Source organism: Bombella pluederhausensis, from assembly GCF_026385525.1.
Lineage (GTDB): Bacteria > Pseudomonadota > Alphaproteobacteria > Acetobacterales > Acetobacteraceae > Bombella > Bombella pluederhausensis.
Window position 1 is genome coordinate 47,289 of record NZ_JANIDY010000003.1, and the last position, 14,328, is coordinate 61,616.

Here is a 14,328-nt window from a genome sequence, read left to right on the forward strand (position 1 = left end):
ACGCAACGCCTCTGCTCTATCGCCCCAGAGCGGGCCCGTCAATTCTGGATGATATAAAATATTCAATTTCACGCATTTTTTCACTCGAAAAGAACTCTTTTGAGCTCGTTCTTTGAAATATTATTTCGCCATCACCCTCCTGACTCAGCGCATGATGGCGGAACCACGTTGCCTGACGGCGGGTATAACGGCCAATGGCACGGGTCGCTGCCAGACGGGCTTCCTCCATGCTGCACTGGCCTTCCAGCACCTGTCCCAGCTCTGGCACGCCATGGGCTCGCATGGCGGGAAGGCTGGCAGGCAGCTTCTGTTCCCTCAAGGCGGCCACTTCTTCCAGCGCACCGGCTTCCACCATGTCATCAAAACGCTCGGCGATAGCAGCCCGCAATTCATCACGGGGTGGGTCAAGCTGAAGCGAAATGAAACGATAAGGAGCCGCTGGCAGAGCCTTATCCTCCCGCCACGAGGCTAACCCCCGGCCTGTCCCTACAAGAACCTCCCATGCCCGGCTGATACGCTGGGAATCCTGTTCATGAAGCTGGGAAGCTGTCTGCGGGTCCGCCTGCATCAACTTTTCGTGTAGAGCTTCCGGGCCGATTTCCGCCAGCAGGGCACGGGCCTCCTGTCGCGCCTCCTCTCCGGGATCGGGGACTTCCACAAGCCCATCCGTCAGGGCACGAAGATACATGCCCGTGCCACCGCAAAGGATTGGCAACCGCCCCGCCCTGCAGCAGGCCGCCATTTCTGCCAGAACCTGCTCCCGCCACCACGCCACACTTCCGGGTGTGGCAGCAGGCAAAATCCCGTAAAGACGATGGGGAATAGCCGCTTCCTCCTCCTCGCTGGGACGGGCCGTGAGGATGCGCAGTTCCCTGTAAACCTGCATGGAATCAGCATTGATGACCGTACCACAATACAGGTCTGCCAAATGAAAAGCCAAAGCCGACTTGCCCGAACAGGTCGGTCCCGCCACAATGAGAGCGTTTTCAGGAGAGTTCATACACTTATTCTGCCATATCTTCTGATCTTTTAGCGAGAGATGTCATGTCCCTTCCCTGTGTTCTGACTCTTGTTGCCAATCGCCGCCACGGGACTCTTCCCAAAGAGGCGATCGACATTGCCCGCAATCTTGTCAAAGGTGAACCGCCGGTCGTTCTGTCCGAAGGTGAAGCTGTTGACATTTTCTGCCCGCCTCCCGGCCCCGGTGATGCCACGCCTGCAACAATCCGTGCTGCCCTTGCTCCCTACAAGGTTGACGCCATTCTCACAAAGACCCGTGGCCGCCGCAAAGCCGTGCTTGTCTCCGACATGGACAGCACCATCTTTGATGGCGAGACACTGGACGATCTGGCCAAGGCAACCGGGACAGGCGATTATGTCGCTGAGATCACCAAACGTGCCATGAATGGCGAAATGGAGTTTGATGAATCTCTCCGCAAGCGGACCATCGGCCTGAAGGGCCATCCTGAATCCCTGCTGAAGGACGTTCTGGCGCACCTCCCCTTCACGGACGGTATCAAGGAACTGGTGCAGACCATGAAGGCCAATGGAGCCCGCACGGCTCTCATCTCTGGCGGGTTCGACTGGTTCACGGAACGGGCCGCCAAGACGCTCGGCTTTGACGAACATTACGGTAACAAGCTGGAGATCAAGGACGGCATCATCACCGGCCAGCTTCTGGGTGACATTCTCGGCCCCGATGCCAAGAAAGAGCATCTGGAAACTATCTGCGCCGAACGGGGCGTCAAGCTCTCCGCCAGCCTGACAACAGGTGACGGTGCCAATGACATCCCCATGCTCAAGGCTGCCGGTCTCGGCATTGCCTACCACGCAAAGCCGAATGTCCGTCAGGTGATCGAACAGCAGGTCAATTTTGCCGGGATGCGTGTGCATCTCTTTGCACAGGGCTACAAGGCTTCTGATATCGTGGGTGACAAATAAGACACCCACCTTTCCATGTCAGCCGGCTCTGCCGGCGGCATGGCCCGGGCCCGTGCGTTTAAAAACGGCGGGCCTTTTTTGTGCCCTGCCTCTTGGCACGAATATGCCCCCCTAAACGGGCCAGTGTTTCTTTCAGCTCATCATCCTCAATACCACTTACAGGGACAGGGGCAGCGTCCTTCCATGGTCGTTTTGACGGGACTGACCGCTTGCGTTGGACGGGACGGTCCTGCACCAACTTGATGTGATGCAGGGCCTCATCCCCATACAGGCCACAAGCCGTGTTGATGTTGGCCAGAATACGAGGGGCCGCATACTGCATTTCTACCGCAGCAGGGCCACAACAGCGTATGGTCAGCACGCCGGGCCGCAGGCGACATGGTTCACTCACTTCTGCCAGAGCCGGACCGACCAGCGTGTCCCATTCCATGAGCAGCCGGACATAGAGCGGTGATTTCTTGCGGAAAATGGGCTTTGTCAGGGCTGGCAGAAATGCCCCGATCATGCGGGCCGTTCCTCGGCGGCGTTCGGACCAGCCCTGCCCTCCCGCTTTCGGTTCCCACCCTGCGCCAGATGAACGGGCAGTTTTCTTCACACCGTTATCTTCTGCCATATGGTTCATCCTGTCAGACTTCATGAAGCCCCTTCATACCATCATTTCCTGAACGGGCGGGAATCATCCAGCATTGTTCCACCCCTTGCCCCGGCGTCTTTTCTTCGTCATAGACACCGGCGTGACACCTGATTCTTCCCTTCTTCTCCGCTGGTATGACCGCCATCGCCGGACCCTGCCATGGCGGGCAGCACCCGGCCAGCAGGCCGATCCATATCATGTCTGGCTGAGCGAAATCATGCTTCAGCAGACGGTCGTGCAGACCGTCATTCCTTATTATGAGCGTTTTCTGGAACGCTTCCCGACTGTTGATGCTCTGGCAGAAGCCCCTCAGGAAGATGTCCTCCAGCTCTGGGCCGGGCTGGGTTATTACGCACGGGCCCGGAATCTCCACGCCTGTGCGCAGGCTGTTCATAAGCTGGGGGCATTTCCCCGCACGATTGAAGGGCTACAGAAACTCCCCGGCATCGGGGCCTATACGTCCCGGGCCGTGGCGGCCATTGCCTTCAATATTCCGACCGTTCCAGTCGATGGAAATGTGGAGCGCATCACGGCACGGCTGAATGCTGTGGAAGACCCTCTGCCTGCATCCCGCCCTCTGCTGGCCCAGCTTGCCAGCCATCTGAATGACGATCCGGCAGCGCAAGCCCGCCCGTCCGACTTTGCACAGGCTCTATTCGATCTTGGAGCCAGCCTCTGCTCACCCCGCTCTCCTTCCTGTCTGACATGCCCATGGCGGGACTGCTGCCTTGCCAATGCCCGCAACATGGCGGAATCCCTCCCCGCACGACAAAAGAAGAAAGCACGCCCGACCCGCCATGCCATCCTGTTCCGTGTCATGGATTCAGCAGGGAATGTCCTGCTGCGTTCCCGGCCGCCGGAGGGGCTGCTCGGTGGAACGGATGAACTACCCGGCACACCATGGTCGGACGGCAAAAGCACACCCTCCCCGGATGAGCTAGCAAAAACGGCTTTCACCCATTATGCGCCCCTACAGGCTCACTGGGACAAATGTGGCGAGGTGAAACATATATTCAGCCACTTCACGCTACTTATCCGTGTCTATGGCTGCACTCTGCCTGAAAAAAGCAATTATCCCATCGACCTCATTCATGGACGATTTCGTCCTCTTAAAGAGGCCATTCTTTCCAGCGTGATGAAGAAATGTCTGCTGGTCGGGCGCAAGCATAAACCAGCAGCAGACTGACATGTTCCACATGAAACATAAAAAAGGAGGCCGGAACTCCGGCCTCCCCTTCTCTCTCCTGAACAACTAAGCGAGGTAATGAAACCTCAGGCCAGCTTCTTAACCAGACCGGCCACATGCTCACCGAGGAAGCGGGCACCTTCCAGCTCTGTTGTGCTCGGCTGGCGGGAACCATCACCACCGGCGATTGTCGTGGCACCATAAGGTGCGCCGCCAACAATCTCGTCATTCCGCATCTGGCCCTGGAAGCTGTAAGGCAGGCCGCTGATGACCATGCCATGATGCAACAGGTTGGACATCAGGGAGTACAATGTCGTCTCCTGACCACCATGCTGGGTCCCTGTGGAAGTAAACACGGCACCGACCTTGCCGATCAGCTTGCCACCGGCCCAGAGGCCCCCCGTACGATCCCAGAAATTGGCCATCTGAGACGGCAGACGCCCGAAACGAGTCGGGGCACCAACGATGATCCCATCATACTCGACCAGCTCATCTGGCGTGGCGATCGGTGCTTCCTGATCCAGCTTGAAGTGTCCGGCCTTAGCGACTTCCTCCGGCACCAGCTCCGGCACACGCTTCACGGCGACCTCAACACCAGCAGCACGCACGCCCTCGGCGATATTGTGCGCCATAGTCTCAACATGACCATAGGAGGAATAATAAAGTACGAGAATCTTGGACATTTTAAGCCGCCTTTTCTGTTCGCTTCGTCACATGGCGAAAGCTATAACTGTGTTCAGGGATAACGTGCCTCTCATCACCTGAACAGACCAAAATCAGAAAGAAAACCTTTCAGCTTTTGAAACCATCCTTAATCCTTACTCCACCTTTGTAAAAAATCCTCAAAGCGGAAGGCGCCATGAGGGCGTTTCAAACTGCCGGACGAGATAATCCATCAGCATACTCACCCGCTGGGGCCGCAATTTCGTAGCTGTCGTCACGAGATAGAGCGTGACATCCTCCACCTGCCATGAAGGCATCATCTCCTCCAGCCGCCCCGCACGAATAGCATCATTCACCATGAAGTCTGGCAGCAACCCATAACCCAGACCTGCCTCCAGCGCTGGAAGAAACCCTTCGGCATTATCCGCACGAATTCGTGCCGACTGGGACAGTGTATGGCTCTCGCCTGTCTGCTGTTCCGTAAAGCGGATGATCCCGCATGTCGGGCTGTTCATATATACAAAGCCCTTTTTGCCCTCCAGCTCTCTCGGATGCGTAGGGCGGCCCAACCTGTCCAGATAACTCGGAGAGGCCACGAGCAGACGCCGCACTGTACATATCTTACGAGCCTTAAGAGCAGAATCGGCCAGAGTGGCAATGCGGATTGCCAGATCATACCCTTCAGACACCAGATCAACGAATGTGTCAGTGAAGCTAATGGACACATCGATCTCTGGATAGGCTTCAAGAAAAGCCGGTAGCAATGGTGCCACATAACGGAGGCCGAAGGTTGTCGGCACTGTCAGACGTACCAGCCCGGAAGGCTGAATGCGCCCACCCCGGGCCTCATTCTCCGCAAGTTCTGCCTCCAGAAACATGCGATTGGCGCGCTCTAACACGAGCTGACCCGTCTGCGTGATGGACATATGCCGAGAGTTGCGGCTGAACAGCGCAACACCGAGCGACTCCTCAAGACGGCTGACCGCTTTAGACACTGTCGGCGGTGATAGCTGAAGCTCCTTAGCGGCCTGAGAGAAAGAACCATGCTCGGCAACTTTGGCAAAAATCCCCCATGCCTCAAAGTCCGGCAGCTTCATACTCCTGATCCCTTCTTTCCTTCATCTGTTCCCAGAAAATGCACATCATATGATCATATAAAATATGACAACAATGTCTTTCTTTTGTTTCTATATGAAATGTCTCTTACACGCCCTACCTATTGTTATGTCTTCAACAGGCGAAAGCATCAGACAATGATCGATATCCGCTCTTTCAACCAGCTCGGCCACGCCAATCACGGCTGGCTGGATGCTCATCACCATTTTTCTTTTGCTAATTATCTGGATTACGAACGCATGGGCTGGGGCGCTCTGCGTGTCTGGAATGACGATACCATCGCTCCCGGTACCGGGTTTGGAATGCACCCTCATAGGGACATGGAAATCATTACCTATGTTCGCCAAGGCGCCATCACGCACAAGGACAGCCTCGGCAATGAAGGCCGGACTGAAGCCGGTGACGTGCAGGTCATGTCGGCTGGAACGGGGATATTCCATAGCGAATACAACCATGAATCCATCCCGACACAGATCTTCCAGATATGGATTATTCCGACTGAAGGCGGCCATAAACCCTCATGGGGTACACGTCACTTCCCGAAGGATGGACAGACAGATCAGTTCACAATTCTGGCGTCTGGCTATGCAGAGGACAAAGACGCTCTGCCCATCCACACCGATGCCCGTGTTCTGGGGCTGACTTTGCAGAAAGGCCAGAAAACAGAATACCGTCTTGGGAAAGACCGGCGTGGCTATCTTGTTCCAGCAACTGGCAGCCTGTTTCTGAACGGGCAAACTGTCACCACCCGTAGCGGTGCCGCCATCGCCAATGAGGAAACCCTCTCTCTGGAGGCACTGGACGATAATACGGAGATTGTACTGGTCGATACAGCCCCGTGACCTGATGGAACTTCCAGATGAAAAAGCGGCTCTTTCATCTGGAATGTTTCCCGTGAAACATATAAGCCTGTCCGTGACAAAGACAGGACATCCCTTTCATGAGCCCTCCTTTTTCCCCCGAAACTCCCACATCTCCGCCGCAGGAAGTCTGGCTTCTGGACGCCACAGGCCGGATACTCGACCATGACCCGCTAGGCGACCGGATCATCCGCAAGCCATTTGACGCCCGTACCCTGCCGGGGCTGAGCCTCATCTTAAGTGCTCCGCTCCCTCAGGACGACATGGCAACCCCCGTCCGGGCACGGTTTCAAAAACGTGTTTCCTTACCCTTCCCCCTGCCGGATGTGGAGCTCACTTTTATTCCCCCCACTCTGGTAACGCTACACGCCACGGAAGAAGTGTCACAGGGCTGGCTTGGTGAACCTTCTGACACATCGGAAGCTCATTTTATTCCCCTGACCAGAGACGGTTTTCTGGGGCTTGCCATGCTTTTCAACCCGGTAATGGCTAAAGTCACAGACAGTTCCGAGGCTGACATAGCACCGGCCAATTTCGTATCGGATATTCCCTACGGATTTGCCCTTGGGACTATTGCCTTCTCCCTATCGGACAATCTGAATACGCTGATCCAACTGGGACATCTGCCACAGGGGCAGGAAACACAGATGAGCCTGCAACAGGTCGATACGCATCAGGAACACAGCTTTACCATTCGCCGCTCCAGCTAACGGATCAACCTGTCATGGACTGGGTATAAAAAAAGCCCTCAGGGAGTTGATTCCCTGAGGGCTTTTTATTGGGTCACCTTCCAGTTTCCTGAAAGGCAACCCGAGAAGGGTTTCAGCCCTTCAGTGCCTTGCGGACACCTTCGGCATAGGCCGGGTCAACTTTCTCAAACAGACCCAGCTGACGCTCAATGATGTTCTGCGGCACGCCAGCCATAGCACCGGCAATGTTGTTGAACAGACGCTGCTTCTGCGCATCATCGAACAGATGGAACAGAGCACGAGGCTGTGCAAAGTCGTCACCATCAGTACGATGTTCGTAGTAGGTAGCATCCCCGCTCACACGCAGCGGCGGCTCCATCACGGACAGGTCTTCTACCGCACCACCGAAAGAATTCGGCTCATAGAAGTCACCATCACCGCGCTTCGGCTCATCAAACCGCATGGCGCCATCGAGGTGATAGTTCTTCACCTTGAACTTCGGACGGTTGATCGGCAGGGATTCGTAATGTGTGCCGACACGGTAGCGATGAGCATCCGCATAGGCAAAGATACGGCCCTGAAGCATCTTATCCGGTGAGAAACCGATACCCGGCACGATGTTGGACGGAGAGAAGGAAGCCTGCTCAACCTCGGAGAAGTAATCATCCGGGTTGCGGTTCAGTTCCAGCTCACCGACTTCGATCAGCGGATAGTCCTTGTGGGACCAGACCTTGGTCACATCGAACGGGTTGAAGTTGACGCGCTCGGCTTCTTCTTCTTCCATCACCTGAATATAGAACGTCCATTTGGGGAAGTTCCCCTTCTCGATGTTCTCATACAGGTCTTCCTGAGTGGACTCACGGTTCCCGGCCACGATCTGGGCAGCTTCTTCGTTCGTGTAGAACTCATGACCCTGCTGGGTCTTGAAGTGGAACTTAACCCAGAAACGCTCACCCTTGGCATTCCACAGAGAATAGGTATGGCTACCATACCCGTTCATGTTGCGGATACCTTTGGGGATACCACGGTCGGACATCAGGATCGTCACCTGATGCAGGCTCTCCGGGCTGAGGGACCAGAAATCCCAAGCGGCCGTAGCAGAGCGCATGTTGGTGCGGGGATGACGCTTCTGTGTGTGGATGAAATCCGGGAACTTGATCGGATCACGGATGAAGAAGACCGGGGTGTTGTTACCCACCAGGTCCCAGTTACCGTCATCTGTATAGAACTTCAGTGCCCAACCACGAACGTCACGCTCGGCATCGGCAGCACCACGTTCACCGGCCACGGTGGAAGCACGCAGGAACATGTCCGTCTTCTTGCCAACCTTGGAGAAGATGGAAGCGCAGCTATACTTCGTGATATCCTTGGTGATGGTCAGTGTACCATGGGCACCATAACCCTTGGCATGCACGGTACGTTCCGGAATACGCTCACGGTTCTGATGAGCCAGCTTTTCGATCAGCTGATAGTTTTCCAGCAGCAGCGGGCCACGAGGACCAGCAGACTTGCTGTCCTGATTGCTCACCCACGGGGCACCGGCAGTCGTACGAATGATATTCTTCTCAGACATCTAAAGGACTCCTTCCTTCAATCTGATTTCAGAAGATAGGTATCACCTACAGGAAAAGGAAGATGATTGATCCTGTTTCTCTAATAAACAGTCCTGATCCAGTGCGGTATCAACCTTTAATTAAGAATGGTAGGTAAGTTTTCGAGCACTGTCTATCCCCTCACTTTTGAAAAAGCTGTGAAATTAATCTTGATTAAAAGCTTTTAACAGAGCCACAACCATCATTTATGAGAATGATACTCAATAACGTCTTTCTGGTTATTTCTGTTATTAATAGGACCAGTAAAACCCTATTACCAAAGCAGGCCGTTTACTACCTCACCGCTCTCAGAACAGGCGGGCCATCTTCATGAAAATGAAGGTCACGGCCATGGCGGCCACACACAGCCCACCCGCAAAGATGGTGCCCAACCCACCAGAGGCCAGAAACATCCCCCCCGTATTCATGCCAAAGAACCCCGTCACCAGAGTGGCCGGCAGCATAAGGGTCGTCACGATGGACACGATGCACAGGCGGCGGTTGGTTTCTTCCGCCTGACTGGAAGCCAGTTCATCCTGTAGGGAGCGGGCACGATCCTGCAAAGCGATGAGATCATCCAGAGCCGCATGAATCTGCCGTTCGGCACGGTCTCGCAGATCGTCTTCAGCCCATTCGGGGAGCTCGAGGTCTTCATCCCGCAAAACACGGTCAATTGGCATGACCACACGCCGCAGCTCAGTCGAGCGGCGGCGGACCTTACCTACAATACCGCCCAAATGACCAAGATCGGACCCATGAACGATAGCCAGAAGAACATCCTCAGCCCGATCCAGCTCATCATCAAGCTGCGCCAGCTGACGCCGCACCGTACCCGTAAAATCCCGTAACACACGGTCAATCACCCCAGCCGGATTCCGGGGAATACCCTGCGTCTGAAGGGACCGATAAGCCGACCCCAGAACGGGAATAGGTGTACGCCGTGTCGTAATCAGGATGTTCTGCCGCATGGCAAACCGCCACGCACAGATTTCCCGATCTTCTTCCGCCAGAGCATCATCAAAAGCAGGCAAGGCCCCCCAGACGGTATTATCAGCGGCTTCCAAGGCGATGCCATAATCCGTTTCAGCCAGCATGGTACCAACATCTTCCGGCATCCCCGGCAGACGGCCTACAGAACTACGGGCCGAGCTGTGCACCGTATCGAAATGCAGCCAGCACCAGCCACTTTCTCCAGAGGCAACATCATATCCCTCCCCGCCCGGAGACTGAAGAATGCGCTGCACTTCTTCAACTTCCAGCGGTCGGGTTCCTTTCCCCGGTATGGCCTCAATCGCCCAGACAAGCCCCTTGATCCGGGCAATAGGGGGAGCATCCTTCAAGGATGGATCAAGCACTGTGAAAGAAAAATTCGGAACAGTATTGTCGGGCACAGCCACCCCCCATTACAGCGTGTCCTGCCCGGAACGAAGGCAACGGGCCATACCTCCCGCCCGGAGGAGCCGATGGTCCAGACATGTGGATATCGCCCGTTCTCTGGCACGTTGCCCGAAGGGACGCAATATGGAGACTGCCATTTTCTGGCGGAAAACTATTGCCCCGCTGTTCTTTCCACCCCTTCAGCAAGGCTCTATAGTTTTTCCGATGCCTGAACCGTGAACAGGCCTCGCCTCCCCCGCGGTTCCATCCATAATCATCAACTGCTGAAAGCTGAGGAAGCACATATGGCTACGCAGGATTACAAGGTTCGTGACATGTCCCTGGCCGACTGGGGCCGCAAGGAAATTTCCATTGCCGAAGGCGAAATGCCGGGCCTGATGGCCCTTCGTGAAGAATATGGCAAAAGCCAGCCTCTGAAGGGTGCCCGGATCGCCGGCTGCCTGCACATGACCATTCAGACCGCCGTGCTGATTGAAACACTCATCGCCCTTGGCGCTACAGTTCGCTGGTCTTCCTGCAACGTGTTCTCCACACAGGATCAGGCTGCTGCTGCCATTGCCGCCGCCAATATTCCCGTTTTCGCCTGGAAGGGCATGAACGAGGAAGAATTCATCTGGTGCATTGAACAAACCATCAAAGGCCCGGATGGCTGGACCCCCAACATGATCCTTGATGATGGTGGCGATCTCACCACTCTCATGCACGAGAAATATCCTGAGCTGCTCAAGGACGTCCGTGGTATCTCCGAAGAAACCACAACGGGCGTGCATCGTCTCTGGGACATGGAGCGCAAGGGCACGCTCAAGGTCCCGGCTATCAATGTCAATGACAGCGTGACCAAATCCAAGTTCGATAACCTCTATGGCTGCCGTGAAAGCCTCGTGGATGCTATCCGCCGTGGTACGGATGTCATGATGGCTGGCAAGGTGGCTGTCGTGGCCGGCTATGGTGATGTGGGTAAAGGCTCTGCCGCTTCCCTCCGCAGCGCAGGCTGCCGTGTGCTGGTGACAGAAGTTGACCCGATCTGTGCCCTTCAGGCCGCCATGGAAGGCTATGAAGTCGTCACGATGGAAAATGCTGCCCCTCGTGGTGATATCTTCGTGACCTGCACAGGGAATGAAGACATCATCACCATTGAGCATATGCGTGAGATGAAGGACCGGGCTATCGTCTGCAATATCGGCCATTTCGACAGCGAGATTCAGGTCTCTGCCCTGCGTAACCACAAATGGACCAACATTAAGCCGCAGGTTGATGAAATTGAGCTGGCTCCGAACCGCCGCCTCATTCTTCTTTCCGAAGGCCGTCTGGTCAATCTGGGTAATGCCACAGGTCATCCGTCCTTCGTAATGTCCGCTTCCTTCACCAACCAGACACTGGCCCAGATTGAACTCTGGAACGCGAAGGCCGGCCAGTATGAGGCAGGAAAAGTTTATACCCTGCCGAAAATCCTTGATGAAAAGGTTGCCGCTCTCCATCTTGCAAAGGTGGGCGCTACGCTCTCCAAAATGACACAGGCTCAGGCGGATTATATCGGGGTTTCCCCAACAGGCCCGTTCAAACACGACCTGTACCGTTACTGATCACCTCCCTGTCATATGGGTCCTGCCATCATTCCCGATGGCAGGGCTATCACTGACCATTCATTCCTGCTTCAGGGAAGGAACATATCATGGGTCTTTTTAACGATATCGTCACAAAGGTTTCCGGCTTTGCCAAAAGCCTGTTCGGGTCTTCCTCTGCTGAGGCTGCGGAAACGGCACAGCCTGCCGCTGCTGCTTCTGTCGCTCAGGTGGATGTGGATGCCGTTCTGAAAGAACTGGCTGCCAAGGCTGGTCAGCCCCTGAACTACAAGGAATCCATTGTCGATCTGCTCAAGCTTCTGGGCCTCGACAGTTCCCTGAAGGCCCGTCAGACACTGGCAGACGAGCTGCATTATACCGGGGACAAGAACGATACAGCCACGATGAACGTCTGGCTCATCAAGCAGGTTTACACCGAGCTGGCCAATAATGGCGGCAAGATTCCGGCTGGCTGGGGTCACTGATCCTTCACAACCGTCAGGACATATCCTGACCAGATAGAAAAACCCTCCGTTCCTGCATGAGCGGAGGGTTTTTCTTTGCCTTTAGGCTGGTTCAGATATCCAGCAGCAAGCGCCTCGGGTCTTCAATCAACTCTTTCAGCCGCACGAGGAAGCTGACAGCCTCCCGCCCATCAACAAGACGGTGATCGTAGGAAAGGGCCACATACATCATGGGCCGGATTACCACCTGCCCATCCCGGGCAACAGGCCGATCCTGAATGGCGTGCATTCCCAACACACCAGATTGCGGCGCATTAAGGATCGGAGTGGACAGCAACGACCCAAAGATCCCGCCATTGGTGATGGTAAAACTGCCGCCTTCCAGTTCTTTCAGGGCAAGACCGCCTTTACGGGCTCGCTTGCCATAATCGGCAATCTGCCGTTCCAGCTCGGCAAAGCCCAGCGTCTCCGCTTTCCGCAGAACCGGCACGACAAGCCCTCGTTCCGTCCCAACGGCAATGCCCAGATTGACATGATCCTGATAGACGATTTCATTGCCTTCAATCCGAGCATTCAGCACCGGAAAGTCTTTCAAAGCTCCGACAACAGCCCGGGCAAAAAAGGACATGAACCCCAGACGGGCTCCATCATGTTTCTTTTCAAACAGGTCACGATACTGGCCACGTAGAGCCTTGACGGCACTCATATCCACTTCATTGAATGTAGTCAGAATGGCGGCGTTATTCTGGGCAGCCTTCAGATTCCGGGCAATAGTCTGGCGTAGGCGGCTCATGGGCACACGCCGTTCACCCTCTTTTCCACTTGTGTGGTCTTCCGACCTGACATCTGGAACCGCAGAAGTGGATTTCACGACAGTACCACCATCAGCCACGGGCTTTTCAACAGGAGTGGAAGAAACCGGGCCATGATCGGTCAGTTTGCGTTCATCTTCCTGAAGCTGATGAGTCTCAACAGAAGGTGTTTCAGTCCTGACGGGCGCAACGGCCTGATCGTCAATGAAGGCAACGACCTGCCCAACATCGACATCTGTGCCTTCTGCCAGATCATGGCTCAGCTGCCCGGCAACCGGAGCCGGAACATCCAGAGTGACCTTGTCCGTTTCCAGCTCCAGAACAGTCTCCCCGGCCTGCACATACTCGCCAGACTGTTTCAGCCAACGCATCACGGTTGCCTGTTTCAGGCTTTCACCAAGCACAGGAATTTTAATTTCAACCGCCATTGTGACTCCCGCCATCCAGAACTTGAAAAAAAGGACTGACCTTCTACCTACCGGAAGAGACCTTACCCACTCATGCTTCTTATATCCCCTGATGGGCGGATAGGGTAAAGCCTTCTCTTTGTCTTTTCACCTCATCTTGCAGGAAAATACCATGCCCCGTTCCCTTCCCGCTTTTCTTCAATCTGATCACATATCGTCCCGGACACGTTCCATCCTGTTGGATAGAATGAAACAGGAACAAGGTCATCGTGAGAACCTCTCTCAGGAAGCTTTCGATCTTCTGCAGATTGTATGTGATGACATCCTTCCTCAGGAGCCGCTGTTGGGGGATGTACGTCTCAACTTAGCTGTTATGATCGATCATGCACTTGCTGGCTCAGGAGATGGATGGCGTTTCGCAGAACTTCCGACCGATCTTAAAGCATGGGAAGCCGGTCTGGCATCATTGAATTGCTACGCATCTGCCCTTTTCTCTCAGACTTATGCCGATCTGAACGCTGGGCAACGTGGTACAGTTTTAGACAAGGCCTTTGATGGTTCACTTCCTCACCATCTTTCAGCTCCTCTGTCTCCTGCACAAATGACCTTATGGAGTGGGGATCTGCGTAATACCATCGTAGCGACTTTTCTGGCGCATCCTATCACTCAAGAAAAACTGGGGATTTCTTCCAACATGACTGGTGGAGATACCAGAATTCAGGGATTTTCTTCCGACTCTCTGACACGGAAAGAGACTTTCGAACCTGAAAATGAGCGCCGTTTTTCGGTTCCTTCCCAGACAGGAAATGAATGATATTTCTGCCTGTCAGGATGGTACGGAATGGTTCCTTGTAGAAGAAAATTTCAGGGTTTTATGAAACGCCTGCGCCTGTGCATTTTTCTGGTTCAATGCTGGAATTATCGTTTGGAACGTCCAGCAGTACAACAATTAAATTATAAATTTATAATTTAGATGATGTTGAAAGACCTTGTGGAAACTGGGG

General features: G+C 54.7%; 14 protein-coding genes. 7 read left to right on the top strand and 7 right to left on the bottom strand.

Annotation, left to right across the window (positions count from 1 at the left end):
* Positions 1 to 16 precede the first annotated feature (16 nt).
* The gene (gene miaA, locus NQF86_RS06635; RefSeq protein ID WP_266116853.1) at positions 17 to 1,000 is read right to left on the bottom strand and encodes a tRNA (adenosine(37)-N6)-dimethylallyltransferase MiaA; all 984 of its coding nucleotides are present in this window, start codon (positions 998 to 1,000) and stop codon (positions 17 to 19) included.
* Positions 1,001 to 1,044: 44 nt separating this feature from the next.
* On the opposite strand from miaA, the gene serB reads away from it, so the two are divergent.
* Positions 1,045 to 1,941 (top strand): phosphoserine phosphatase SerB, encoded by an 897-nt coding sequence (gene serB / locus NQF86_RS06640; protein WP_266116854.1) that lies wholly within the window; start codon positions 1,045 to 1,047, stop codon positions 1,939 to 1,941.
* Between the two features lie 58 nt (positions 1,942 to 1,999).
* Here the strand turns inward: serB and NQF86_RS06645 are convergent, their stop codons facing one another.
* Positions 2,000 to 2,578, bottom strand: coding sequence for a DUF721 domain-containing protein (locus NQF86_RS06645; RefSeq protein ID WP_266116855.1), 579 nt, complete (start codon positions 2,576 to 2,578; stop codon positions 2,000 to 2,002).
* Positions 2,579 to 2,675: 97 nt separating this feature from the next.
* Here NQF86_RS06645 and NQF86_RS06650 point away from each other — a divergent pair, with 97 nt between their 5' ends.
* The gene (locus NQF86_RS06650; RefSeq protein ID WP_266116856.1) at positions 2,676 to 3,761 is read left to right on the top strand and encodes an A/G-specific adenine glycosylase; all 1,086 of its coding nucleotides are present in this window, start codon (positions 2,676 to 2,678) and stop codon (positions 3,759 to 3,761) included.
* An 86-nt stretch (positions 3,762 to 3,847) separates the two neighbouring features.
* Here the strand turns inward: NQF86_RS06650 and wrbA are convergent, their stop codons facing one another.
* Positions 3,848 to 4,444: an NAD(P)H:quinone oxidoreductase gene (gene wrbA, locus NQF86_RS06655; RefSeq protein WP_266116857.1), complete on the bottom strand. Its 597-nt coding sequence runs from the start codon at positions 4,442 to 4,444 to the stop codon at positions 3,848 to 3,850.
* Between the two features lie 159 nt (positions 4,445 to 4,603).
* Positions 4,604 to 5,521 (bottom strand): LysR family transcriptional regulator, encoded by a 918-nt coding sequence (locus tag NQF86_RS06660; RefSeq protein ID WP_266116858.1) that lies wholly within the window; start codon positions 5,519 to 5,521, stop codon positions 4,604 to 4,606.
* Between the two features lie 156 nt (positions 5,522 to 5,677).
* On the opposite strand from NQF86_RS06660, the gene NQF86_RS06665 reads away from it, so the two are divergent.
* Complete coding sequence (locus NQF86_RS06665; protein ID WP_266116859.1) at positions 5,678 to 6,382, top strand: pirin family protein; 705 nt, start codon at positions 5,678 to 5,680, stop codon at positions 6,380 to 6,382.
* Between the two features lie 98 nt (positions 6,383 to 6,480).
* Positions 6,481 to 7,110, top strand: a complete 630-nt coding sequence (locus tag NQF86_RS06670) for a hypothetical protein (protein ID WP_266116860.1) — start codon at positions 6,481 to 6,483, stop codon at positions 7,108 to 7,110.
* Positions 7,111 to 7,222: 112 nt separating this feature from the next.
* Here NQF86_RS06670 and NQF86_RS06675 read toward each other — a convergent pair whose 3' ends face one another.
* A complete protein-coding gene (locus NQF86_RS06675; RefSeq protein ID WP_266116861.1) occupies positions 7,223 to 8,662 on the bottom strand; it encodes a catalase in 1,440 nt (479 codons plus the stop codon).
* Positions 8,663 to 8,989: 327 nt separating this feature from the next.
* Positions 8,990 to 10,072, bottom strand: coding sequence for a CorA family divalent cation transporter (locus NQF86_RS06680; RefSeq protein WP_266116862.1), 1,083 nt, complete (start codon positions 10,070 to 10,072; stop codon positions 8,990 to 8,992).
* Positions 10,073 to 10,363: 291 nt separating this feature from the next.
* On the opposite strand from NQF86_RS06680, the gene ahcY reads away from it, so the two are divergent.
* Both ahcY and NQF86_RS06690 read left to right on the top strand, forming a co-directional pair.
* The gene (ahcY, locus tag NQF86_RS06685) at positions 10,364 to 11,662 is read left to right on the top strand and encodes an adenosylhomocysteinase (protein ID WP_266116863.1); all 1,299 of its coding nucleotides are present in this window, start codon (positions 10,364 to 10,366) and stop codon (positions 11,660 to 11,662) included.
* An 89-nt stretch (positions 11,663 to 11,751) separates the two neighbouring features.
* Positions 11,752 to 12,126, top strand: a complete 375-nt coding sequence (locus NQF86_RS06690) for a DUF3597 domain-containing protein (protein WP_266116864.1) — start codon at positions 11,752 to 11,754, stop codon at positions 12,124 to 12,126.
* Between the two features lie 91 nt (positions 12,127 to 12,217).
* Here the strand turns inward: NQF86_RS06690 and sucB are convergent, their stop codons facing one another.
* Entirely contained in the window at positions 12,218 to 13,345 is a 1,128-nt protein-coding gene (sucB, locus tag NQF86_RS06695; RefSeq protein ID WP_266116865.1) for a dihydrolipoyllysine-residue succinyltransferase, read from the bottom strand.
* A gap of 151 nt (positions 13,346 to 13,496) precedes the next feature.
* On the opposite strand from sucB, the gene NQF86_RS06700 reads away from it, so the two are divergent.
* Complete coding sequence (locus tag NQF86_RS06700) at positions 13,497 to 14,138, top strand: gluconate 2-dehydrogenase subunit 3 family protein (RefSeq protein WP_266116866.1); 642 nt, start codon at positions 13,497 to 13,499, stop codon at positions 14,136 to 14,138.
* The last annotated feature ends 190 nt before the right edge of the window (positions 14,139 to 14,328 follow it).

Bases quoted from the DNA above. Each gene is read 5' to 3' on its own strand.
- miaA (WP_266116853.1), bottom strand. From the start codon at position 1,000: ATGAACTCTCCTGAAAACGCTCTCATTGTGGCGGGACCGACCTGTTCG.
- serB (WP_266116854.1), top strand. From the start codon at position 1,045: ATGTCCCTTCCCTGTGTTCTGACTCTTGTTGCCAATCGCCGCCACGGG.
- NQF86_RS06645 (WP_266116855.1), bottom strand. From the start codon at position 2,578: ATGAAGTCTGACAGGATGAACCATATGGCAGAAGATAACGGTGTGAAG.
- wrbA (WP_266116857.1), bottom strand. From the start codon at position 4,444: ATGTCCAAGATTCTCGTACTTTATTATTCCTCCTATGGTCATGTTGAG.
- NQF86_RS06660 (WP_266116858.1), bottom strand. From the start codon at position 5,521: ATGAAGCTGCCGGACTTTGAGGCATGGGGGATTTTTGCCAAAGTTGCC.
- NQF86_RS06665 (WP_266116859.1), top strand. From the start codon at position 5,678: ATGATCGATATCCGCTCTTTCAACCAGCTCGGCCACGCCAATCACGGC.
- NQF86_RS06670 (WP_266116860.1), top strand. From the start codon at position 6,481: ATGAGCCCTCCTTTTTCCCCCGAAACTCCCACATCTCCGCCGCAGGAA.
- NQF86_RS06675 (WP_266116861.1), bottom strand. From the start codon at position 8,662: ATGTCTGAGAAGAATATCATTCGTACGACTGCCGGTGCCCCGTGGGTG.
- ahcY (WP_266116863.1), top strand. From the start codon at position 10,364: ATGGCTACGCAGGATTACAAGGTTCGTGACATGTCCCTGGCCGACTGG.
- NQF86_RS06690 (WP_266116864.1), top strand. From the start codon at position 11,752: ATGGGTCTTTTTAACGATATCGTCACAAAGGTTTCCGGCTTTGCCAAA.
- sucB (WP_266116865.1), bottom strand. From the start codon at position 13,345: ATGGCGGTTGAAATTAAAATTCCTGTGCTTGGTGAAAGCCTGAAACAG.
- NQF86_RS06700 (WP_266116866.1), top strand. From the start codon at position 13,497: ATGCCCCGTTCCCTTCCCGCTTTTCTTCAATCTGATCACATATCGTCC.